This window comes from Streptomyces sp. NPDC030165, from assembly GCF_055573595.1.
Genome location: NZ_JBVIBD010000015.1, coordinates 1 through 20,474 on the forward strand (window position 1 = coordinate 1; position 20,474 = coordinate 20,474).

At 70.8% G+C, this 20,474-nt stretch carries 22 protein-coding genes and 1 rRNA gene; 9 read left to right on the forward strand and 14 right to left on the reverse strand.

Translation table 11 applies throughout. The features are described 5' to 3' along the window. A 5S ribosomal RNA gene (gene rrf, locus ACZ4Z1_RS26095) occupies positions 1-95 on the forward strand; the annotation flags it as partial. Positions 96-185: 90 nt separating this feature from the next. On the opposite strand, the gene ACZ4Z1_RS26100 is transcribed toward rrf, so the two are convergent. Continuing rightward, positions 186-956, reverse strand: a complete 771-nt coding sequence (locus tag ACZ4Z1_RS26100) for a DUF6796 family protein (protein ID WP_468489049.1) — start codon at positions 954-956, stop codon at positions 186-188. Positions 957-1,076: 120 nt separating this feature from the next. Here ACZ4Z1_RS26100 and ACZ4Z1_RS26105 point away from each other — a divergent pair, with 120 nt between their 5' ends. After that, positions 1,077-1,619, forward strand: a complete 543-nt coding sequence (locus ACZ4Z1_RS26105; RefSeq protein ID WP_468489050.1) for a GNAT family N-acetyltransferase — start codon at positions 1,077-1,079, stop codon at positions 1,617-1,619. A 10-nt stretch (positions 1,620-1,629) separates the two neighbouring features. Here ACZ4Z1_RS26105 and ACZ4Z1_RS26110 read toward each other — a convergent pair whose 3' ends face one another. The 9 genes from ACZ4Z1_RS26110 to ACZ4Z1_RS26150 all read right to left on the reverse strand — a co-directional run bounded on the left by ACZ4Z1_RS26110 (position 1,630) and on the right by ACZ4Z1_RS26150 (position 10,975). Then, positions 1,630-3,222: a type IV secretory system conjugative DNA transfer family protein gene (locus tag ACZ4Z1_RS26110; protein WP_468489051.1), complete on the reverse strand. Its 1,593-nt coding sequence runs from the start codon at positions 3,220-3,222 to the stop codon at positions 1,630-1,632. A gap of 65 nt (positions 3,223-3,287) precedes the next feature. Then, the gene (locus ACZ4Z1_RS26115) at positions 3,288-4,715 is read right to left on the reverse strand and encodes an ATP-binding protein (protein ID WP_468489252.1); all 1,428 of its coding nucleotides are present in this window, start codon (positions 4,713-4,715) and stop codon (positions 3,288-3,290) included. A 28-nt stretch (positions 4,716-4,743) separates the two neighbouring features. Further along, entirely contained in the window at positions 4,744-6,306 is a 1,563-nt protein-coding gene (locus ACZ4Z1_RS26120; protein WP_468489052.1) for an SCO6880 family protein, read from the reverse strand. After that, a complete protein-coding gene (locus ACZ4Z1_RS26125; RefSeq protein WP_468489053.1) occupies positions 6,303-7,679 on the reverse strand; it encodes a hypothetical protein in 1,377 nt (458 codons plus the stop codon). Before ACZ4Z1_RS26125 ends, ACZ4Z1_RS26120 begins: the two co-directional genes overlap by 4 nt. Beyond that, positions 7,669-8,517 carry a DUF8175 domain-containg protein gene (locus ACZ4Z1_RS26130; RefSeq protein WP_468489054.1) on the reverse strand — a complete coding sequence of 283 codons (849 nt, stop codon included), beginning with the start codon at positions 8,515-8,517 and terminating at the stop codon, positions 7,669-7,671. The genes ACZ4Z1_RS26125 and ACZ4Z1_RS26130 overlap by 11 nt, the downstream gene beginning before the upstream one ends. A gap of 558 nt (positions 8,518-9,075) precedes the next feature. Then, positions 9,076-9,384, reverse strand: coding sequence for a hypothetical protein (locus tag ACZ4Z1_RS26135; protein ID WP_030021086.1), 309 nt, complete (start codon positions 9,382-9,384; stop codon positions 9,076-9,078). Positions 9,385-9,621: 237 nt separating this feature from the next. After that, positions 9,622-9,843: a DUF397 domain-containing protein gene (locus ACZ4Z1_RS26140; protein ID WP_468489055.1), complete on the reverse strand. Its 222-nt coding sequence runs from the start codon at positions 9,841-9,843 to the stop codon at positions 9,622-9,624. A gap of 43 nt (positions 9,844-9,886) precedes the next feature. Continuing rightward, positions 9,887-10,075 (reverse strand): DUF397 domain-containing protein, encoded by a 189-nt coding sequence (locus tag ACZ4Z1_RS26145; protein ID WP_468489056.1) that lies wholly within the window; start codon positions 10,073-10,075, stop codon positions 9,887-9,889. Positions 10,076-10,084: 9 nt separating this feature from the next. Next, a complete protein-coding gene (locus tag ACZ4Z1_RS26150) occupies positions 10,085-10,975 on the reverse strand; it encodes a helix-turn-helix domain-containing protein (protein ID WP_468489057.1) in 891 nt (296 codons plus the stop codon). A 197-nt stretch (positions 10,976-11,172) separates the two neighbouring features. On the opposite strand from ACZ4Z1_RS26150, the gene ACZ4Z1_RS26155 reads away from it, so the two are divergent. From ACZ4Z1_RS26155 to ACZ4Z1_RS26165, 3 genes are all read left to right on the forward strand, one after another. Further along, positions 11,173-11,604, forward strand: coding sequence for an ATP-binding protein (locus ACZ4Z1_RS26155; RefSeq protein WP_468489058.1), 432 nt, complete (start codon positions 11,173-11,175; stop codon positions 11,602-11,604). A gap of 136 nt (positions 11,605-11,740) precedes the next feature. Next, a complete protein-coding gene (locus ACZ4Z1_RS26160) occupies positions 11,741-12,745 on the forward strand; it encodes a C40 family peptidase (RefSeq protein ID WP_468489059.1) in 1,005 nt (334 codons plus the stop codon). Positions 12,746-12,954: 209 nt separating this feature from the next. Beyond that, the gene (locus ACZ4Z1_RS26165; RefSeq protein WP_468489060.1) at positions 12,955-13,653 is read left to right on the forward strand and encodes a phosphatase PAP2 family protein; all 699 of its coding nucleotides are present in this window, start codon (positions 12,955-12,957) and stop codon (positions 13,651-13,653) included. Between the two features lie 80 nt (positions 13,654-13,733). Here the strand turns inward: ACZ4Z1_RS26165 and ACZ4Z1_RS26170 are convergent, their stop codons facing one another. Further along, positions 13,734-15,323: an FAD-binding oxidoreductase gene (locus tag ACZ4Z1_RS26170; protein ID WP_468489061.1), complete on the reverse strand. Its 1,590-nt coding sequence runs from the start codon at positions 15,321-15,323 to the stop codon at positions 13,734-13,736. Between the two features lie 249 nt (positions 15,324-15,572). Beyond that, positions 15,573-15,755: a hypothetical protein gene (locus tag ACZ4Z1_RS26175; RefSeq protein ID WP_468489062.1), complete on the reverse strand. Its 183-nt coding sequence runs from the start codon at positions 15,753-15,755 to the stop codon at positions 15,573-15,575. Positions 15,756-15,900: 145 nt separating this feature from the next. On the opposite strand from ACZ4Z1_RS26175, the gene ACZ4Z1_RS26180 reads away from it, so the two are divergent. Together ACZ4Z1_RS26180 and ACZ4Z1_RS26185 are read left to right on the forward strand one after the other, a co-directional pair. Next, positions 15,901-16,878, forward strand: a complete 978-nt coding sequence (locus ACZ4Z1_RS26180; RefSeq protein WP_468489063.1) for an SCO4651 family lipoprotein — start codon at positions 15,901-15,903, stop codon at positions 16,876-16,878. Between the two features lie 191 nt (positions 16,879-17,069). Beyond that, positions 17,070-17,267 (forward strand): hypothetical protein, encoded by a 198-nt coding sequence (locus ACZ4Z1_RS26185; protein WP_468489253.1) that lies wholly within the window; start codon positions 17,070-17,072, stop codon positions 17,265-17,267. A gap of 57 nt (positions 17,268-17,324) precedes the next feature. Here the strand turns inward: ACZ4Z1_RS26185 and ACZ4Z1_RS26190 are convergent, their stop codons facing one another. Then, positions 17,325-17,726 carry a metal-sensitive transcriptional regulator gene (locus ACZ4Z1_RS26190; RefSeq protein WP_468489064.1) on the reverse strand — a complete coding sequence of 134 codons (402 nt, stop codon included), beginning with the start codon at positions 17,724-17,726 and terminating at the stop codon, positions 17,325-17,327. A 194-nt stretch (positions 17,727-17,920) separates the two neighbouring features. Between ACZ4Z1_RS26190 and ACZ4Z1_RS26195 the strand changes: the two genes are divergently transcribed. Then, positions 17,921-18,541 (forward strand): DUF47 domain-containing protein, encoded by a 621-nt coding sequence (locus tag ACZ4Z1_RS26195; protein WP_030021078.1) that lies wholly within the window; start codon positions 17,921-17,923, stop codon positions 18,539-18,541. Between the two features lie 6 nt (positions 18,542-18,547). Then, positions 18,548-19,546, forward strand: coding sequence for an inorganic phosphate transporter (locus ACZ4Z1_RS26200; RefSeq protein WP_125054874.1), 999 nt, complete (start codon positions 18,548-18,550; stop codon positions 19,544-19,546). A gap of 133 nt (positions 19,547-19,679) precedes the next feature. On the opposite strand, the gene pstB is transcribed toward ACZ4Z1_RS26200, so the two are convergent. After that, positions 19,680-20,459 carry a phosphate ABC transporter ATP-binding protein PstB gene (gene pstB / locus ACZ4Z1_RS26205; RefSeq protein ID WP_468489065.1) on the reverse strand — a complete coding sequence of 260 codons (780 nt, stop codon included), beginning with the start codon at positions 20,457-20,459 and terminating at the stop codon, positions 19,680-19,682. Positions 20,460-20,474 lie beyond the last annotated feature (15 nt).

A 20,474-nucleotide genomic window follows, 5' to 3' on the forward strand; every position in this document is an offset into this window, starting at 1 on the left:
AAACGCCCGGTTACATTTCGAACCCGGAAGCTAAGCCTTTCAGCGCCGATGGTACTGCAGGGGGGACCCTGTGGGAGAGTAGGACGCCGCCGAACAATTTTTCAGCTCCGGTCTCTGAACCTTGATGGTTCAGGGACCGGAGCTTTTTTGCGTTCCCGGTGAATTCGGAGTTCTGCCGAGGGCGGTCAGTCGGTCTTCTTCCAGAACGCCAGGGTGGTGAGGGAGAAGAGGATCAGGTTGGCGACGCTCAGGGCGGCCCCCTGGAGGGCCGTACCGATGGCGCCGGGCCAGAGCTTGGTGACGGCGGCCCCGAGGAGGGTGCAGACCAGGGGATTCGCGACGCACATCCAGCGGGGCAAGGCGGTGCCGCCGCGGAGGACGAGGACGCCCATCCAGACGGAACCGACGATCCAGAGCGCCAGGAGTACGGCGTACGGGATGAAGAGCACGGTGGCGAGGTCACCCGGAAGGGTGGTCAGTGCGTCGGAGCCGGCGCCGGACTCGTGGACCGCCTTCGCGGCCTGGCCCCAGTAGAAGAACGAGCCGTGGGCGAAGGGGGCGAGCGCGTAACCGGCTGTCAGGAGGAGGCAGGGCGGCAGGGCGAGCCGGCGGGGCTGCGGGGTGAGGGCCTGGCGGAAGTGGCGGCAGGCGAGGAGGTAGAGCGGCCCGGTCAGGACGCCGAGCAGCGCGCCCCAGGCGAGGCGGGTGGTGGAGGCGGGCAGCATCGCGGCCAGGGAGTCGCGGGCCATGCCGTCGTACGCGGACAGGATCGGGTACTGGCCCGCCGTCCCCATGGGCTTCCCGAGCAGCAGGATGTCGCCGACGAGCCAGGCCACGGAGGCCGCGATCCCGGCGACGCCGGCCAGGCGGAGGGTGCGGAGCCCGCTGCAGGGTGGAGAGGGCGAGGCCGTGGGCTTGTGGGGAGAGACGGCGGTGGGGCCGGGGGGCTCGGACACGGTGGTGCCTCCGCAACGGACGCAGTGTTAGTTAGGTGAGGCTAGCCTAATAACAGGGTGAGGGGTGGGAAAGGTGAATGACGTGTGGCCAGGGGGACGGACTGCTGGGATGCTGGGCCGATGGGGTATCTGGTCAGGCCGGTGAAGGCGGACGAATGGCAGCGGCTCAGGGAGCTCCGGCTGGCGGCGCTGGCCGATCCGGTCGCGCGTATCGCCTTCAACGAGTCCTTCGAGAAGGTCGCGGCGTACCCGGACGAGGTGTGGCAGCGGCGGGCGGCACGGAGCGATGAGGACCGGGATCCGCTGACGTTCATCGGCGAGGCGCCCGACGGCAGTTGGGGCGGCATGGTCGTCGTGCTCGTCGAGCGGGAGGGTGCGGAGGAGCGGGACGGCGAGGAGCCGTGGGCGCACGTCGTGGGCGTGTACGTCCGTCCGGAGCACCGCGGTACGGGGCTGGTGCGCGAGCTGTTCGCGGCGGCCGTGGAATGGGCGTGGAGCCGTACCGAGCCGGCGGTGGCGCGCGTACGGCTCTGGGTGCACGAGGAGAACGAGCGCGCGATGGCGCTCTACCGGTCGCTGGGCTTCGTCGAGACCGGCCGGACGATGGCCGACCCCAAGGACGAGACCGCCATCGAGCGCGAGATGGCGCTGGAACGCGCGTAGCGGGCGCCGGTCAGGCCGGAAGCGGTGTGTGCGGCCAGCGGGCGCGGGCCTGCTCCTGGGAGCGCAGTGTGGCCAGCGTCAACAGCCCCTGTACGCGGCCGGTTTCCAGGAGGCCGGGCAGGGCGGGGAACGGGGCCAGCGCCGCGATGTCGTCCAGGACGAGGGTGAGTGGTGGGTCGAGCCGACCGGCGGATGACCGTTCGGCCATGCGGCGGCCGCGCTCGACCACGTTGGAGAGGAGCGCGATGAGCAGCGGCATCGCGCCCGGAGTGGTGCGCGGATCCTCGATGGATTCCCCTACCACGTAGAGCGTTCCCCCTTCGTCGATGAAAGATTCGAGAAGGAGGGCATCGGATCGAGCCGGATTGCAGGCGTCCCGGATGTGGATCGAGGAGAGCGACGCCAGGGTGCGGGAGACCAACTCCTGGGCCATCTCGCGGCGTTCCGCGTGCGCGGTCAGTACGGACTCCAGCTCGCCCGCCTGGCCCGGCGACGCCTTCTGGTTCGTCCGCAGGATGCGTACGGGCTCATGTGCGGCGCCCTTGGTGTGCGCCCAGCGGTGCAGCTGGCGGAAGGGCCGGCCGTCCACCGCGGCGGCGTGCAGCCAGCAGCGCAGCAGCGTCGTCGCGGCGTCGGCCACCGCGGAGTCCAGCGCGCCGGAGGGGCGTACGGGGGTGAGGAGCGCTGCCGCGCGGGCCGCGGCGGTCCCGATGTCCTCGCAGCCCGACGTCGGTGACCAGCGCATACGGGCCGGGGTGTCCAGAAGGTGCTGCGGGTCGTACGTCACGAGCGGGCCCAGCTTGGCGCGGCCGTCCTTGGTGTCGGCCCAGAGGGCGGGGTCGGTGGTGGCGACGACGAGAGGGCCCTCGGCCGCGGTGATGGCGGCCGCGGCGAGCGCGCCGGCCTGGCGGCGGTCGGTGCCGTAGTGCACGGCCGGGGTGAGGGCGGTGTCGGGGGTGGGGGGCGTGAGGTCGGGGGTGAGGCCGTGCGCAGGGCCGGGAACGTAGCCGGGGGCGCTGGGGGCGACTGTGGGCGTTGCGGGCGGCGGCGCTGCTGAGGCGGTCGCGGGTGCAACCGGGGGGGACGCTGGGGGTGCTGAGGCGGTCGTGGGTGCTGCCGGGGCGGGCGCTGGGGGCGGCGTAGGTGCTGCTGCCGGAGGTGCGGCAGCCGTCTCGGGGGCGTCTGTGGGTGTCGTCCCGCCCTGTGCGGCGCCTTCGTTCCACCCGGGGACTCCGGCCCCGGCCCGTCGGTTCGCCCGCACCACCCGATAGCGGGCGATCGTCCCCATGGCGAAGACCGTCAGGACGACGAGCACCAGCAGTTCGCTGATGAGGATGCCCCAGAACAGCCCGTACCCGGAGAGCTGCGCGGCCGGGGTGTCGGGCCAGGCGGCCGTGAGGTCGTGCGGGGCGGCTATCAGGCTGCGCAGGGCCAGTGGCGTACGGGTGAAGGTCACGCCGTCCGGCCAGGCGCCGTGGGTGAAGAGGCCGGCCAGGCCGGTCGCCGTCCAGGCCAGGACGGTGAGGCCGAGGAGGAAGGCGAGTACGCCTATCAGGAGGGAGTCGGGGACGCCCCGTCCCCGGCCGCCGCTCGGCCCTCCCATGCCTCCCGGACCGCCCCGGCCACCAGGGGCGCCCGTACCGCCGTACCCGTCCCCGTGTCCCCGTGTCACGCCACCGTCTCGCTCGACTCGTCCCGGAACTGCCGCTGCATCGCCAGCTCTTCGGCCTGCCGTTCGGCCTCCGCGTCGGCCGCGCGGCCGATCGCGAGCGCTTCGTTCGTCATCATCGTGGCGGAGCTCTCGGTCATCGCCCGGTCGGTGTAGACCAGCGGCCGTTCCGCCTCGGTGATCAGGTGTTTGACGACCTGGACGTTGCCGTTGACGTCCCACACCGCGATGCCGGGCGTGAGCGTCGGGATGATCTCGACCGCCCAGCGCGGCAGGCCGAGGACCGCGCCGGTGGCCCGGGCCTCGTCGGTCTTCTGTGCGTAGATCGTGCGGGTGGAGGCCATTTTCAGGATCGCCGCGGCTTCCTTGGCGGCCGCGCCGTCCACCACGTCGCTGAGGTGGTGGACGACGGCGACGAAGGACAGGCCGAGGCGCCGGCCGAACTTCAGCAGCCGCTGGAAGAGCTGGGCGACGAAGGGGGAGTTGATGATGTGCCAGGCTTCTTCGACGAGGAAGATCCGTTTCTTCCTGTCCGGGCGGATCCACGTGTGCTCCAGCCACACGCCGACGATGGCCATCAGGATCGGCATCGCGATCGAGTTGCGGTCGATGTGCGAGAGGTCGAAGACGATCAGTGGCGCGTCGAGGTCGATGCCGGCGGTGGTCGGGCCGTCGAACATGCCGCGCAGGTCGCCGTCGACCAGCCGGTCGAGGACCAGGGCCACGTCCAGGCCCCAGGCCCGTACGTCGTCTATGTCGACGTTCATGGCCTCCGCTGATTCCTTCTCGGGGTGGCGGAGCTGCTCGACGATGTCGGTGAGGACCGGCTGGCGGTTGGTGATCGTCTCGTTGACGTACGCGTGGGCGACCTTGAGGGCGAAGCCGGAGCGCTCGTCCAGGCCGCGGCCCATGGCGACCTCGATGATCGTGCGGAGCAGGGCGAGCTGGCCGGTCGTGGTGATCGACGGGTCGAGGGGGTTGAGGCGGATGCCGCCGTTGAGGGCGGCGGTGGGGTCCAGGCGGATGGGGGTGATGCCGAGCTGCTCGGCGATCAGGTTCCACTCGCCGACGCCGTCCTCGCCCTGTGCGTCCAGGACGACGACCTGCCGGTCGCGGAAGCGCAGCTGGCGCAGCACGTACGTCTTCTCCAGCGCCGACTTGCCGTTGCCGGACTCGCCGAGGACGAGCCAGTGGGGGGCCGGGAGCTGCTGGCCGTACAGCTGGAAGGGGTCGTAGATGTAGCCCTTGCCGCTGTAGACCTCGCGGCCGATGATCACGCCGGAGTCGCCCAGGCCCGGTGCGGCGGTCGGCAGGTAGACGGCCTGGGCCTGGCCGGTGGAGGTCCGTACCGGAAGCCGCGTCGTCTCCACCTTCCCGAACAGGAAGCTGGTGAACGCCTCGGTGAGCGCTGCGAGCGGATCGAGCATGGCCATGACGTACGCGCCTCCCAGCGGCTTAGCGGCGGATCCCGGTCGCGAACGGCAGCGTGTTGACGAAGGCCCGGTGGTGTTCCCGGTCGCACCACTCCAGTTTGAGGTAACTCTTGCCCGCCGAGGCGCGGATGGTCCGCTTGTCGCGGGCCAGCGCCTCCGGGGAGCGGGCGGAGACGGTGATGTAGCCGACGAGGTTGACGCCCGCCGCGCCCGAGGCCAGGTCCTCGCCGCGCTGGTCGACGCGGCCGTGGTGGGCCACGTCGCGCGGGTCGACCACCCGGTTCATCTTGGCGGCCCGGCTGGCCTCCGCGTCGTCGTTGGTCTTCTCCGTCAGCATCCGCTCGATCGCGATCTCGGTGGGCTCCAGGTCCATGCAGACCGCCACCGTACGGATGACGTCGGGCGTGTGCACAAGCAACGGTGCCAGGAAGTTGACGCCGACCGGGGTCAGCGGCCACTCCTTGATCCATGCCGTGGCGTGGCACCACGGCGCGCGGGTCGCCGACTCGCGGGTCTTGGCCTGGAGGTACGTCGGCTCCATCGCGTCCAGCTCGGCCGGCCAGGCGTTGCGCTTGGTCATCGCCTGGATGTGGTCGATGGGATGGTCCGGGTCGTACATGGAGTGCACCAGGGAGGACAGCCGGCTCTGCCCGAGAGGCTGCCGTACGCGGATGTCGGCCTCGGCCAGCCGGGCGCAGATGTCGGTCAGCTCGCGCGCCATGACGACGGCCAGACCCGCGTCCCGGTCCAGCTTCTTGCGGATCAGCCCGCCGTTGTGCAGGTGCGCGGCGCGCGCCATGGTGTGCGCCTCGGCGGCCAGTTCACGGGTGTAGTGCATGCAGGCGACGAGGTAGGCGCGGTGCTGCTCTGAGGAGGTGGAGACCATGGACTGGAGCTGGTCGTAGGAGTCCTGGAGCCAGTCGGGGGAGTCCGGGTTGCCGCGCTGGGCGACGTCCTTGGCGTGCGCGTCGGGGTCGGCGGGGAGCGTACGGGCCAGCATCTGCAGGCGGGTGACGAAGCCGTCCCCGTTGGCGACGTGCTTGAGCAGCGTGCCGAACCGCTCGACCAGCGCCTCCTGGTCCTCACTGTCCCGCAGGCCGACGCCCGGGCCCTCGATCTCGATGGCGGCGGTGACCGTACGGCGGTCGGCATGCAGCAGGACGGCGATCTCGTCCGGGCCGAACGGCGCGGACAGCCAGTTGATGCGGCCGATGCCGGGCGGCGGGCCGACCTCCACCTCCCGGCCGTCCAGGCGGACACCGGCCTCGGCGGCTCCGGAGCGGTACGTCGTGCCCTGGCGGACCGTACGCCGGTAGCTGCGGTTGATCTCGAACCACTTGTAGAACGTACGGCCGCGGTACGGGAAGTAGACCGCGGCGATCGCCAGCAGCGGGAAACCGGTCAGGGTGACGATCCGCAGCGACAGCACCGGCACCAGCAGGCCGCACACCATGCCGACGAACGCGCCCGCGATGATCAGCGCGATCTCACCGGTCTCGCGGTTCTTGCCGACGATCGCGTTCGGGCGGGCGCGGCCGATCAGGTACGTGCGGCGGGGCGCGATCGGGTGGGACTGGGTCGTCAACGCCCGTCACCTCCAGGAGTCTTGCCGGTGCGGGTGCTGCCGGACGAGCCGCCGCTCGGACCGGGGGACGGATGCGAACGGGAGCCCGGGGAGGCGGGGGCCGGGACGCGGCCGCCGGAGGCGCCGCCACGGCTGCCGTGGGCGGCGACGCCGCCGGACACCGCGTCGGCGGGCCGGGCCTGCCCGCCACCCTGCTCCTGGCCACCGCCCCCGCCGGACCTGCGGGAGCTGTGCGTCTTGATGCCCTGGGACACCAGCGCGGCGGGCGAGGAGATCACGGCGGCGGCCTGCGAGCCCTCGGTGGCCTGCTTCTTGTTCGTACGCGCCGAGACCAGCTCGTCGCCGAAACCGGGAACGAAACGGTAGATCACGGCGCTGGCGAAGATGGCCAGCAGGATGATCGCGAGACCGGAGACGACGGCCGAGATGGCGTTCGGCCCATCGCCGGTGGTCAGCGCGCCGGCGATGCCCAGGACGATCACGATGACCGGTTTGACCATGATCACGGCGATCATGATGCCCGCCCAGCGGCGGACGTGCCCCCACATGTTCTTGTCGACCAGGCCCGCGTAGACGACCGTACCGAGCAGCGCGCCCACATACAGCAGCGCCGCCCGGATCACCAGCTCCAGCCAGAGCACACCGGCCGCCAGCACCGAGACGAGCGACACCACGATCAGCATGATCGGGCCGCCGCCGATGTCCGAGTCCTTCTTCAGCGCCGCCGCGAACGCCCCGAAGAACGTGTCGGTCTGCGCACCGGTGCCCTTCGCGATGATCTCGGTGATGCCGTCGGTCGCGGAGACGACGGTGTACAGGATCAGCGGCGTGAACGCCGAGGCCAGCACGGTCAGCCACAGGAACCCGATCGCCTCGCTGATCGCCTCCGTCAGCCGGACGCCGCGTACGGCGCGCTTGGCGACGGCGAGCAGCCACAGTACGAGCGTCAGCACGGTCGAAGCGGCGAAGACGACGGCGTACTGCTTCAGGAAGGCGCTGTTCGTGAAGTCGACCTGCGAGGTCGCCTGCACGGCGTCGGACAGCTTGTTGACGATCCAGGCGGCGGCGTCGGCACAGCCTTTGGCCAGGGAGGTGAGGGGGTCGAGGGGGTTGTTGTCGGTCAGGCCGCCGGGGGATTTGGGGGTGGAATCGGCTTTGTCGCCGTTCTGGCAGTACTCCCTGGCGAGGCCGCGGATGAGGTCGCAGGGGTCGTTGCTCGGCGAGGGACTGGCCGATGGGCTGCCCGTGGGGGTCGGAGTAGGGGTGGGACTCGGCGCCGCGAAGGCGCGTGACCCCAGGAGGAGGACAGCCGTCTGTGCGCCCGTCACCAGTGCGGCGAGGGTGGGGGCGCGACGACGATGGTTAGCGGGCATACGTGAACCCTCCGAAGCCTTGCACAGCCTTGGACATCTCCTCGGCCGACGACGCGGTCTGGTCCCGGCCGACCGGGGCCGGGCCGTCCTTCTGCGTGAAGTCGGTGATCTTCCAGTCGCCGTCGATCCACTGCAGGTCGAAGGTGTTCGTGTACCAGCCCTCCGCCACCGGGTTCTTGGAGTCGGCTCCGGCGATGCCGAACAGGGCCGAGTACCAGACCGAGACCTTGGCCGCGGTGCCCGAGAACTTCTCGACCTTGGTCCCGACCGGGTTGGCCCGGGAGACGAACGTTGAGCCGTCAGGGGCCCGGCCGTCGGGCTTGAGCCCGATCCGGTCGAGGAACTTCGGGTCCCCGTACGCCTTGTCGAGGGCGTTCTCGCGGGCGGCCGCCACATCCGGCGCGTACACCGTCGTGACTATCGTCCGCCGCCGTTCCTTCGTGTACATGCCGTCGCTGTTGAGCGCCACCGCGTAATTCGCCGCCGCCGACTCCGCCCCCTGCTCCGTCTTCGGGAAGCCCGTCGCGATGCCGTCGTTCTTGCCCGTGACCGGCTTCGTGCCGGTCGGTGCGGTGGGCCGGGCGTCCGCTTCCTTCGCGCTGTCGTCGCCGGCCCCCTGCCCGCCCCCGCCGCGGTTCGCGAAGGCGATGGCGGCGATCAGGAGGACCACCACGCCGACGATCGTGATCAGGTTCCGGCTGGAGGGGCCTGTTCGAGGACGGCGGCCGCTCCCGTACGGGTCGTCGCCGCCGTCCGGGAGTCTGGTGCGGGTCTGGCCGCCCGTGTCCGGGCCGCCCGGCTCGCCACCGCCGTATCCACCGCCATCGCTGAGACTCATCGCGCTTGTGCCCCCTCAACCGGCCTGGCCGTCACTGCTGTCGTTTTGCCGCCCGTATATGACCGTAGCCGCGCGGGCAGCGGCTCGGGCGCAGTGGTACGAGTAGATCTCACCGTGACGGGACCTCAGGTGTCGGGCGGAAGAGGCGAATGGGGGACTCTGCGGCATTTGTGACCGCCTCGTGGGCCGCGGCCGTCGCTCTGTCCCCGCCATGCCCATGTGTCCCCGCCCGGCGCGCGGTCCAATCGGCCCGTTGCACCCGGGAGTGGCGCAAAGCGGAACGGTGCGGGGCGGGGTGAGCGGGCATCAGCGGGTGCTCTCGGCGGTGTGGTGTGGCCGGTGGTGGGGGTGGTGAGGGAGGGGTGACGGCGCGGGCGGCCGGCGGGGCGTACGGGAGGGAGTGGCCCGTGGTGTGCCGCGCCGGTGGTGTGTGGGGGCGTGCGGGACTTCGGTACGGGGCGGGAGGGGCCGGTGAGGCGGCGGCGCATCGGGGGCGGGCCGGGTGTGCCGCTCCAGGGGCGTCGGAGCGGCCTCTCCGGTGTGCGCCGACGGTCCCGGCTACACGGCCATTCCGTACACGATCGTGAAGAGCGTGCCCAGTGAGCCGATGATGAAGACGCCGGTCAGGCCGGCCACGATGAGGCCCTTGCCCTGTTCGGCGCTGAATGTGTCGCGCAGCGCGGTGGCGCCGATGCGCTGTTTGGCCGCGCCCCAGATCGCGATGCCGAGGCAGAGCAGAATCGCTACTGCCATGACCACTTCGATCATCACGCGTGCTTCGTTGCCCAGTGTCCCGAACGGACCCCAGTCCGGGGCGATTCCGCCAATGATGGTGGTGATGTCGCCCTTTTCGGCCGCCAAGTGCATGAATGAACTCACCGCCCCTTATGGGTTGTTGCGTGCCCGCGCCACACGGTACGGGCCAGCATCTATCTTCGCTGACAAAACCGCCACCAGATGTCGACTTGGCGGCTTTCTTTGACGGATCCCGTGGGGATTGCGTGCGCACGGAGACGCGCGGCGCCTGGTGACCCGCCGGTATCACCGTGTGTATCACGGCCGGTCACGCGGAGCAATGTTCGAATGGTGTCTCGCGGTCCGGTGCTAAAGCCCCACGAAGTGGTCGAACTCGCCGGCCTTCACGCCCAGGACGAAGGCGTCCCACTTGGTGCGCGTCGTGGTGACGATGTTGTCCGGCTCGGTGTTCGTCCGCAGGTGGACGCGGTCGTCGTCCCCGAAGGCCACCTCGATGTACTCGGGCGCGCTCTCGTCGTCCGTGGCCTTCTGCCAGTTGAGGTTCTCGGGGGGAGTGGGGCTGGTCTGCATGGGTTCCTCCGTCGGGCCCGCGGTGGGCGGTGACCTCGTGCACTCACTCGTACGCGCAGGACTTTACGGCCCGGAGGAAGGCGGCCCAGGTGTGACTGGTGGCCTGGGCGACCTTCCCGGGGCGGTCGCTCTCGCGGTAGAGGACCGGTCCGCCGGAGCTTGCGGTCACCTCTACGCAGTCGTCGTTGCCGTGTGTGCTGTACGACGACTTCTGCCAGGTGACCTGCGGCATGACGGTTCCTTACTGCATGGTGTACATCAGGTGATGGATCAAGGTCAGGGAATCCCGGCCCTCATGAGACTCGGGCTTGGCAGCCGGGTCAACCGGGGGCAGAGCCAGTTCGGACAGCCTCGCGAAGATCTTGGAGTACCTGTCGACGTGCTGGTGGTCGTGGAGGACGGCCGAGCGGAGCGGCTGTTCCAGCCGGACGGTGTCGAGCTCCGGCGCCGGGCCGCTGAACAGGGCGAAGGGGCGGCTGTAGGCGGAGAAACCCCCGGCGGTGAAGGGAAAGACCTGCACGGTCACGTGCGGCAGGCGGGCTACTTCGATCAGCCGGCGCAGTTGTCCGCGCATGATCTCCGCGCTGCCGATCAGTGTGTGCAGAGCGCTTTCGTGGATCACCGCGTGGTAGGGAGTCCCGGGGTCCCGTTGGATGACGCGCTGGCGGGCGAGGCGGAATTCCACGTATCGGTCGATGGGTTCGTCCTTGGACTCGTCCGCCGCCATGGCACACATGGCCCGGGCGTAGTCGGCGGTCTGGAGCATGCCGGGTACGGCCGACGACTCGTGCATGCGGACGCCGGTGGCTGCGGCCTCCAGCTCGGCGAGGTCGAGTGCCGGGCGGCCGAGGTCGTCCCGGTACTCGTCCCACCATCCCTTCCCCCGGCCCTGGGCCATCGTCATCAGCCCCTCGAAGAGCGGGCCCTCCGTGCAGCCGTAGGCCCGGAGCAACTTGTGGAGGCCGTTGCGGGGCACGTCGACCCGGCCCGCCTCGATGTTGCTCACGCGGCCACGGTCGGCGTCGATCAGCACGGCGGCCTGGTCGCCCGAGAGCCCGGCGCTCCGGCGCAGTTTGCGCAGCTCGGCGCCGAGGCGGCGGTGTCGCTCGCTGGGCTGGCTCCTGGGTGGCATCGGTTCCTCCTCGGGTTCCGGGCAGTCTTGCGCGGCCGGTGGGGCGGGGGACCTGAGCCGGGGCGGAGACCACTCGTCCGAGCGAGATAGGTCGGAAAAGGTTGTAACTTCCAAAAGCCCTTCCCTAGCTTCGACGGCACAGGCCCACCCCGTGCTCCCCGCGCGGCCCGGGCACGGTGACCCCAGGAGGCCACGTCATGTGTCCCACCACCGAGGCCGCGCACCGGCCGCTCACGTCCTGTGACTTCTCGCTCGTCTTTCCGCCGGATCCCGAGTGGGTGCGTACGGCCCGGGACGCGGTCGGTACGGCGTTGCGCTCGGCCGGGCGGGGCGGGCTGGCCGACGCCGCGCTGCTGTTGACGTCGGAGGTGGTGACGAACGCCGTCAACGCCTGCCGCCACAGCGGGTGTTCGGAGCCTGTGACGGTGTACGGGGAGTGGCCCGGGCCGGCCACGCTGCGGGTACTGGTGCATGACGGGGCGCCGGGGCTGCCGGTGCAGCGGTGGCCGGAGGGGAGCTCGGCGGGCGGACGGGGGCTGTACCTGGTCGGGGTGTGCGCCGACGAGTGGGGTGTGTGCCGGCACGGGCCGGGGCGCGGGAAATCGGTCTGGTTCGAGGTGGGGGAGTGAAAGAGCGGGGACGGGGCGGGGCCACGCGCCGGGGCGGTCCTCCGGGGGCGCGGACAGCGGTCCGTACGGCCGTTGTGTGGTGAGGTACATGCCGAAAACGGCGGTGAAACGCGCCCGTTTGGGGGAGGGTTGGGGGGTGCGCAAATACTGGGTGGCCGGTGGGGTCGGGGTCGGGCTGGTGCTCTGCTTCCTCGCGCTGCTCGTGGTGGGCACGTACACGGCCGCCGCGGGCCTGGCGGGCGGTGCGGGCCGGGCGGTGGGGCTGGCGAAGGGCGCCGTGCCGGCGTCGTACCAGCCGCTGGTGCAGAAGTGGGGCAATCTGTGCCCCGCCATCAACCCGGCGCTGCTCGCCGCCCAGCTGTACCAGGAGAGCGGCTGGAACCCGCGCGCGCAGAGCCCGGCGGCCGCGCAGGGTATCGCCCAGTTCATCCCCGGCACCTGGGCCTCGCACGGCATCGACGGGAACGGGGACGGCCGGCGGGACGTGTGGGACCCGGCGGACGCGATCCCGTCGGCGGCGTCGTACGACTGCGAGCTGGCGAAGTACGTGAAGGACGTACCGGGTGATCCGGCGCGCAACATGCTGGCGGCCTACAACGCGGGCGCGTACCGGGTCATCAAGGCGGGCGGGGTCCCGGCGATCCGCGAGACGCAGAACTACGTGCGGATCATCACGACCCTCGCCAAGAGCTTCGAGGCGCCGGTGGGGCGGGTCGCGCCGTCCCGGCAGGCGGCCTCCGCGATCTATTACGCGCAGGAGCAGCTGGGCAAGCCGTATCTGTGGGGCGGGAACGGCACGCCGGAGCAGGACGGGCGGTTCGACTGCTCGGGGCTGACGAAGGCGGCATACCACTCGGTGGGCATCGAGCTGCCGCGGGTGGCGAACGACCAGTGGAACGCCGGGCCGCATCCGAAGCGGGACGAGCTGCTGCCCGGGGACCTGGTGTTCTTCGCGCACGATCTGAACGATCCGCGGTCCATCCATCACGTGGGGATCTACGTGGGCGGCGGCTACATGATCAACGCGCCGTACACGGGCGCGGTGATCCGGTTCGACAAGATCGACACGCCGGACTACATCGGTGCGACCCGCGTCACCGAAGATGGCGCGAAAGCGCTGCCCCGGCCGAACGCAGCGTGAACATGGGGCCCTGAACTGCGGACATCAGTCTCTCTTCGATAACGTCCTGGTGATCATCCGGTGGATGCTGGAACGGCTCGGCCGTCCATCGCGTTTCCTGGGCATGGAGACATGGCGAGGCCGTGGGAATCCGGCCACGCCCGACGACCACGGGGGTTGGCAGCACTCACACGGCGCTCGCGCGCGCGAAAGGTAAGGGGCCGCGGCAGATGGCTGGACTCGCAATGGACGGGTCGAACCCCGATGTGGACGTGCTCGACGGCATCAACGGCCTCGCGAAGGGCGCACCGCAGTGGCTCAACCGCGCCATGGAGTACGTGGGGGAGTACGGCATCATCGCCGCGCTCGCCGTGTTGTGCCTGATCGCCTGGTGGGGTGCGCGCAGGCGGCCGGACGCGCCGGCCCGGCTGGCGGGCCTGGTCTGGGCGCCGCTGGCCGCCGGGGTGGCGTTGCTGGCGAACATCCCGATCCGGGCGGTGGTGGAGCGGCCGCGGCCGTTCCGGGTCCACGCGGGCCTGGAAGTGCTCATTCCCGGCAAGACCGACTTCTCGTTCGTGAGTGACCACGCGACGCTGACCATGGCGGTCGGCGTGGGGCTGTTCATCGCCCACCGCGTGTACGGGCTGATCGGTATCGGCCTGGCGCTGCTGGAAGGGTTCTGCCGGGTCTACATGGGTGTGCACTACCCGACGGACGTCGTCGGCGGCTTCGCGCTCGGTACGGCGGTGGCGCTGCTGCTGGCGCCGGTGGCGCAGGCGATGCTGATCCCGGTGGCGACGGCGGTGGGGCGCTCGCCCGCCTGGTGGCTGGTGCACGCCGGTGGACCGGCGCCCCGTACGGTCTCCGGGCCGGTGACGGCCGTACCGCCGGTGCCGCGCGAGGGGCGGGACGAGGACCTGGCGGCGTAGCCGAAGGCGTGGAGCAGGACACCGGGGGAGGACCGGGGCCGACAGCCCGGTCCTCCCCCGACGCATGAGGGGACGAGCCGTCACAGGGCCTGCGGGAACGTCCTGAACAGCCCGTTCGGGTCGTACTTCCGCTTCAGCTCGGTGAGGCGGCCGGCGGCCGGGCCGTAGTAGGACTTCTTCCAGTCGGTCAGGGCCGGGTCCGTGTAGTTCTGGTAGGCCGCGCCCGAGGCGTAGCGGCGCATCGCGCCGTGGACGCCCGACAGCCAGGCGCTCTGCGCGGCGCCGGTACCGCCCGCCTTCCAGGACGCCAGGTACTGCGCGAGGAAGCGCGAGCGGCGGTGCACGAAGGCGGTGTCGGTGGGTTTCACCCGGTTGATCGCGCCGCCCAGCGCGGTCAGCGACGCGTTGCCGGCGACGCCCTTGCGGCTCGCGGCCTCGATCTGGCCGAGCAGGGCGCGGATGCCGGCCGCGTCGAGCGAGCGGTCGTAGAAGTCGGAGCGGGCCGCGTAGGTCTCGCGGGCGAGCTTGCCGGAGGCGCTGCGGCCGGGGAGGGTGCCCGGCAGGTGGCACTGCTCGGTGGTCTTCGAGGAGCAGCCCGCGTACGACTCCATCGCGTCGAGGTACGAGCTGGGCGTCAGGCGCACCGACTTGGCGGGCCCGGGTCCGCCGGTCCGGTCGGCCAGCTTGTCGACGGCGTTCTGGAGGTCGCCGTACGAGCCCAGGGTGAAGGCGGCGACGGAGACGGTCGGGGTGCCGCCGGGGTGGGCGTCCAGGTGCAGGGACGACCATATTTCGTCGGGCTGGGCGGGGCCCCACTCCTGCCAGGAGCGCAGCAGGGCGGTGGCCTTGGACCAGGGCCAGGTCATGTAGGCCATGACCGAGCGGGGTGCGGCGTGGGTGCGGAAGCGCAGTTCGGTGACGACGCCGAAGTTGCCGTTGCCGGCGCCGCGCAGTGCCCAGAAGAGGTCGCTGTTGCGCTTGGCGTCGCACTCGACGGTCTTGCCGTCGGCCGTGACGACGGTGGCGCCGACGAGGCTGTCGCAGGTCAGGCCGTATGCGCGGGACGCGACGCCGTGGCCGCCACCGAGGGTCAGGCCCGATATGCCGACGGACGGGCAGGAGCCGCCGGGGAGGGTGACGTTGTGCTTGCCCAGGCCCTCGTAGGCCTCGATGAGCTTGGCGCCGGCGCCGATGCGGGTGATGCCGCCGGAGGGTGCGGAGATCCGGTTCAGGGCGGACACGTCGATGATCAGCTTGCCGTTGCCGCTGGACCAACCGGCATATGAGTGGCCCCCGTTGCGTATCGCGACGGGGGCGTTGTAGCGGCGGGCGAAGGACAGGCACTCGGCTATGTCGGCGGGGTGGCGGACATAGGCGACGGCGGCGGGCTTCAGGTTGTCGTAGCGGGTGTTGTACAGGCGCCGGGCGGCGTCGTACTGGGCTTCACCGGCGCGGATGAGCTTGCCGTCCAGGCTCTTGCGCAGCGCGTCCCACGATGCCTTGGCGGCCGGCGGCTTGCCTGCCTGCGCGCTGGTGTTGAGGCCGACGCCGCGGGACGCCGCGCCGCCGGGGCCGCTCGCGTGGCCGGTGTCGGTGCTGCAGGCGGTGGTGAACCCCGCGGTGGCTGCCGCGAGTCCGCCGCCGGCTGCCAGTATCGTGCGCCGCTTCATTATGAACTGCCCCTTTTGGAACCCTTTGCGGGTTCGCGCGCCGTGGATGACTTCCCCCCATCCAGATGGGACGGGAGCCCGGGGAGGTTCCAGGGGCGTGGCTGCGGGCGTCCGGGCGGGGGCCGTGAGGGGCCGGGTGGGGCATGGCGAGGGGCCCGGGCGGGTGCGGCTGTGGGGCGTCCGGTGTCCGGGCGGATGCGGCGTCGCGTGCGGCGTGCCCGCCCGGGCCGGCCGGTGAGGGGTTCCCGTTCACCCCGTCCGGTGGTGCTGTTCCGCGTCCGTCCGCGCCTGGGAGCGGGCCCGGCGGGCCGGGCCGCGCCAGCCGCAGGTGCAGCGGGCCAGGCAGAACGAGCCTCGTTCGGTCGTGGTGGTCCGGTGGTCGGCCGCCCCGGAGGGCTGCGCTGTCGGCTCCTGTGATGCTCGGTCGTGCACGGTGCCACGCTACGCGCACGGGGTGTACGGGCGTGACGAAGCGGGCTGAACAGTCGTTGAACGGAACGGGTCGTGGTGGTCCGGACAACCGGAACATCCCGGTCCGCCGGTTCACGAGCAGAGCGGCCGAGGGGGCTCGTACGCGATGGTGGTGCAGGACAGGCGAGGCGGCGCCGTCGCGGCCGCCGTGTGCGGGGTGGGCCTGGCGGTCGGTCTGCTCACCACGGGCTGCTCCCCGAACGGGGCGGCGGCCGACGACCACAGCCGCTCCGCAGACGGCCCGGTGGGCGGGTCGGCGGCCGGGCTGCCCTTCACCGACCGTGCCCGCCCGCCGGGCGACCGGGCGTCCGGCGGGCCGCGGGAGGCGTCCGGCCCGTCGGCCGCCGGGTCCCCGTCCGGCCGTACGGACTACGCCGCGGCCCTGCGCGCCAGCGCCGACGCCCTGGTGCGGGCCGGCACCTCCCGGGTGCGTACGGAGATGGAGACCGCCAGCGGCGGCACCCGCGTCGCCATCCGGGGGAGCGGCGGCCACGATTACCGCAAGCGGACCGGGCGGCTGAGCGTCCGGCTCCCCGACACCGGCGGCGGGAGCGGCGCGCAGCGCACGATCACGGAGATCCTCACGCCGTCCGCGCTGTACATGAAGAACCGCGGGGCGGGCGTGCCGGCCGACAAGTGGGTGCGGGTGGACACCGCCTCGCTGGCGGACGGCAATCTCGTCACCGGCGGCGCGACCGACCCGATGGCGGCCGCCGAGCTGCTGCGCGGGGTGCGGGAGGTGACGTACGAGGGGCGGGAGCGGCTGGGCGGGGTGCCGGTGCGGCACTTCAGCGGGACGACGGACATCGGGTCGGCGGCGCGCGCGGCGTCCGCCGCGGTCCGGCCCGCGCTGACCGCGGCGGAAAAAGGCTTCACCACCGACGTGGTGGCCTTCGACGCGTACCTGGACGACGCCGGACGGCTGCGCAAGGTCCGCCAGCGCTTCCGCTTCGCCAACGGCACGACGGGCGGGACGTCGGTGACCTCCACCACCATGCTGTACGGCTTCGGGGCGCCGGTTCCGGTCCGGCTGCCCGACCGGGGCGACATCTACACGGGCAAGGTGGCTGCCGCAGGCGGCTGAGCGCGGTCGCCACGGGCGGCCGAGTGCCATGGCGGCGGGAGCGGCCGGGCCGGGCCGCGGTGTCCGGGGCACGTGACGACGGCGTGTGCGAACTGGCGGAAATGGTCCATCCGTGCCATGCGCGGAGCGTGCGCCCGTACCTACTCTGGGCGGTAACCACCAGAAGAGTGGGGAGGCGCTCGAAGGAGGAGGTGTTGTACGTGGCCGGACACCGCAACTCGACGGTTCAGGACCACGTCGCCCTCGTCGAGATCGACCTGACTGGTGAGTTGATGATCGCGGCGGCCGCCGCGAGCGAGGATCGGCTCAGCTCGGACCGTATCGACGAGGTGCTGGACGTGGACGCGGACCGCGCGCAACCGGGTCCCGGATCCGGGAACCGCAGGTGACAGGGTGGCGGCGCCGGGCGTGACGGTGCCTGACGGCCGTCCGTCCGGCAGCCGCGGTCAGGTGCGCAGCATCCGCTCGATGGCCTTGGTGGCTTCCTTGACCTTCTCGTCGATGGCTTCGGGGCCCTTGACGGCGGCGTCGGCGACGCAGTGCCGCAGGTGCTCCTCCAGCAGTTGGAGACCGAAGGACTGCAGGCCCTTCGTGCTCGCCGACACCTGGGTGAGTATGTCGATGCAATACACATCTTCTTCCAGCATGCGCTGGAGGCCGCGGATCTGGCCCTCGATCCGGCGCAGCCTTTTGAGGTGTGCGTCCTTGTGCTGCGCGTAACCGTGGATGCCCAGATCGTGAGCGGTGACGGCGGCGGGGTCGGTTCCGGGGGCGGCTTTCGGTCCGTCGGTGTGGCAGGCCGCGGCGGCTGCGGTGGTGCCGTTGGTGTCGGCGTCCGTGGTCGTCATGGCCATCTCCCGTGGTACGTAGGCGTTCCATATACCCCTAGTGGGTATATGGTACAGAAATTCGCGGGCGCGGGCGGTACCCCGTGCAGAGCATGCTGCCCGATGGGCGACACTGAAGGAATGCCGGTTAGCTGTGGCTGGATGATGCGCCTAGCATCATCTCGACCGAATCCGATGCACCCCGAGGATTTCACGTGCGCTTTCGTCTGACCCCCAGGGAGACGAGCTTCTACGACATGTTCGCCGCGTCCGCGGACAACATCGTCACAGGCTCCAAGCTCCTGATGGAACTGCTCGGGGCGGACGCCTCCGCGCGGACAGAGATCGCCGAGAGGATGCGGGCTGCGGAGCACGCGGGGGACGATGCGACCCACGCGATCTTCCACCAGCTGAACTCCTCGTTCATCACGCCCTTCGACCGCGAGGACATCTACAACCTCGCCTCGAAGCTCGACGACATCATGGACTTCATGGAAGAGGCCGTCGATCTCGTCGTCCTCTACAACATCGAGGAGCTGCCCAAGGGCGTCGAGCAGCAGATCGAGGTCCTGGCGCGGGCGGCGGAGCTGACCGCCGAGGCGATGCCCAACCTGCGGACGATGTCCAACCTCACCGAGTACTGGATCGAGGTCAACCGCCTGGAGAACCAGGCCGACCAGATCCACCGCAAGCTGCTCGCGCACCTGTTCAACGGCAAGTACGACGCCATCGAGGTGCTCAAGCTCAAGCAGATCGTGGACATCCTGGAAGAGGCGGCCGACGCCTTCGAGCATGTCGCCAATACGGTCGAGACGATCGCGGTCAAGGAGTCCTGACCTCCGGTGGACACCTTCGCGCTCATCGTGACCATCGGGGTCGCGCTCGGATTCACTTACACCAACGGCTTTCACGACTCCGCGAACGCCATCGCGACCTCGGTCTCCACGCGGGCCCTGACCCCGCGGGCGGCGCTCGCGATGGCCGCGGTGATGAACCTCGCCGGCGCCTTCCTGGGCAGCGGGGTCGCCAAGACGGTCAGTGAGGGGCTGATCTCCACGCCCGAGGGCTCCAAGGGAATGGGCATCCTCTTCGCGGCCCTGGTCGGAGCGGTGGTCTGGAACCTGGTCACCTGGTACTTCGGGCTGCCGTCGTCGTCCTCGCACGCCCTCTTCGGCGGCATGGTGGGCGCGGCGCTGGCGGGCGGTACGACCGTCTACTGGTCGGGCGTCATAGAGAAGATCGTCGTCCCGATGTTCCTCTCGCCCGTCATCGGCCTGGTCCTCGGCTATCTCGTGATGGTCGTGATCATGTGGCTGTTCCGGAAGTCCAACCCGCACAAGGCGAAGCGGGGCTTCCGCATAGCGCAGACGGTCTCGGCGGCCGGCATGGCGCTCGGGCACGGCCTCCAGGACGCCCAGAAGACCATGGGCATCGTGGTGATGGCGCTGGTCATCGCGGATGTCCAGACGGCGGGCGACGCCATCCCGGTCTGGGTGAAGATCGCCTGTGCGCTGACCCTGTCGCTGGGCACGTACGCGGGCGGCTGGCGCATCATGCGCACGCTCGGCCGGCGGATCATCGAGCTGGACCCGCCGCAGGGCTTCGCGGCCGAGACGACCGCGGCGTCCGTCATGTACACCGCCTCTTTCATGTTCCACGCGCCGATCTCCACCACCCACGTCATCACTTCGGCGATCATGGGTGTGGGCTCGACGAAGGGCACCCGGGCGGTGCGCTGGGGCGTCGCCAAGAACATCGTCATGGGCTGGTTCATCACCATGCCCGCGGGCGCGGCGGTGGCCGCCCTGTGCTACTGGTGCGTCCACCTCGTGTTCGCGTGACGACGCTGCGCGGCTGCTGAGCCGCGCGTTCTCGTGGGCCCGCCCTCCGGCACCGGAGGGCGGGCCCTCGTCCTTGCGGTGGCACCGCCATGCAGCACCGCAGGACGCAACGGGGCCGGTCAGGCGCGGGCTCTCAGCCGAAGCGGCCGGAGATGTAGTCCTCCGTGGCCTGGACCGACGGGTTGGAGAAGATCCGCTCGGTGTCGTCGATCTCGACCAGCTTGCCCGGCTGGCCGACCGCGGCCAGGTTGAAGAAGGCCGTACGGTCCGAGACGCGCGCCGCCTGCTGCATGTTGTGCGTCACGATGACGATCGTGAACCGTTCCTTCAGCTGGCCGATCAGGTCCTCGATGGCGAGGGTGGAGATCGGGTCCAGGGCCGAGCACGGCTCGTCCATCAGCAGGACCTGCGGCTCGACCGCGATGGCGCGGGCGATGCACAACCGTTGCTGCTGGCCGCCGGACAGACCGGAGCCGGGCTTGTTCAGCCGGTCCTTGACCTCGTTCCAGAGGTTGGCGCCCTTGAGGGACTTCTCCACGACGTCGTTCAGCTCGGACTTCTTCTTCACCGTGCCGTTCAGGCGCAGGCCCGCCGCGACGTTGTCGAAGATCGACATGGTGGGGAACGGGTTCGGGCGCTGGAAGACCATGCCGACGGTACGGCGTACCGCCACCGGGTCCACGCCGTTGGCGTACAGGTTCTCGTCGTCCAGCATCACCTTGCCCTCGACGCGGCCGCCGGGGGTGACCTCGTGCATCCGGTTCAGGGTGCGCAGGAACGTCGACTTGCCGCAGCCCGAGGGGCCGATGAAGGCGGTCACCGAGCGGGGCTCGACGGTCATGGAGATGTCGTCGATGGCCCGGTGGCTGCCGTAGTACGCGGAGAGGCCGCTGACGTCGATTCGCTTGGCCATGGAAATCACTGCTTC

Bases quoted from the DNA above. Each gene is read 5' to 3' on its own strand.
- ACZ4Z1_RS26155 (WP_468489058.1), top strand. From the start codon at position 11,173: ATGTGTCCCACCACCGAGGCCGCGCACCGGCCGCTCACGTCCTGTGAC.
- ACZ4Z1_RS26105 (WP_468489050.1), top strand. From the start codon at position 1,077: ATGGGGTATCTGGTCAGGCCGGTGAAGGCGGACGAATGGCAGCGGCTC.
- ACZ4Z1_RS26135 (WP_030021086.1), bottom strand. From the start codon at position 9,384: ATGCACTTGGCGGCCGAAAAGGGCGACATCACCACCATCATTGGCGGA.
- ACZ4Z1_RS26140 (WP_468489055.1), bottom strand. From the start codon at position 9,843: ATGCAGACCAGCCCCACTCCCCCCGAGAACCTCAACTGGCAGAAGGCC.
- ACZ4Z1_RS26145 (WP_468489056.1), bottom strand. From the start codon at position 10,075: ATGCCGCAGGTCACCTGGCAGAAGTCGTCGTACAGCACACACGGCAAC.
- ACZ4Z1_RS26125 (WP_468489053.1), bottom strand. From the start codon at position 7,679: ATGCCCGCTAACCATCGTCGTCGCGCCCCCACCCTCGCCGCACTGGTG.
- ACZ4Z1_RS26190 (WP_468489064.1), bottom strand. From the start codon at position 17,726: ATGACGACCACGGACGCCGACACCAACGGCACCACCGCAGCCGCCGCG.
- ACZ4Z1_RS26150 (WP_468489057.1), bottom strand. From the start codon at position 10,975: ATGCCACCCAGGAGCCAGCCCAGCGAGCGACACCGCCGCCTCGGCGCC.
- ACZ4Z1_RS26130 (WP_468489054.1), bottom strand. From the start codon at position 8,517: ATGAGTCTCAGCGATGGCGGTGGATACGGCGGTGGCGAGCCGGGCGGC.
- ACZ4Z1_RS26165 (WP_468489060.1), top strand. From the start codon at position 12,955: ATGGCTGGACTCGCAATGGACGGGTCGAACCCCGATGTGGACGTGCTC.
- ACZ4Z1_RS26110 (WP_468489051.1), bottom strand. From the start codon at position 3,222: ATGGGAGGGCCGAGCGGCGGCCGGGGACGGGGCGTCCCCGACTCCCTC.
- ACZ4Z1_RS26180 (WP_468489063.1), top strand. From the start codon at position 15,901: ATGGTGGTGCAGGACAGGCGAGGCGGCGCCGTCGCGGCCGCCGTGTGC.
- pstB (WP_468489065.1), bottom strand. From the start codon at position 20,459: ATGGCCAAGCGAATCGACGTCAGCGGCCTCTCCGCGTACTACGGCAGC.
- ACZ4Z1_RS26170 (WP_468489061.1), bottom strand. From the start codon at position 15,323: ATGAAGCGGCGCACGATACTGGCAGCCGGCGGCGGACTCGCGGCAGCC.
- ACZ4Z1_RS26115 (WP_468489252.1), bottom strand. From the start codon at position 4,715: ATGCTCGATCCGCTCGCAGCGCTCACCGAGGCGTTCACCAGCTTCCTG.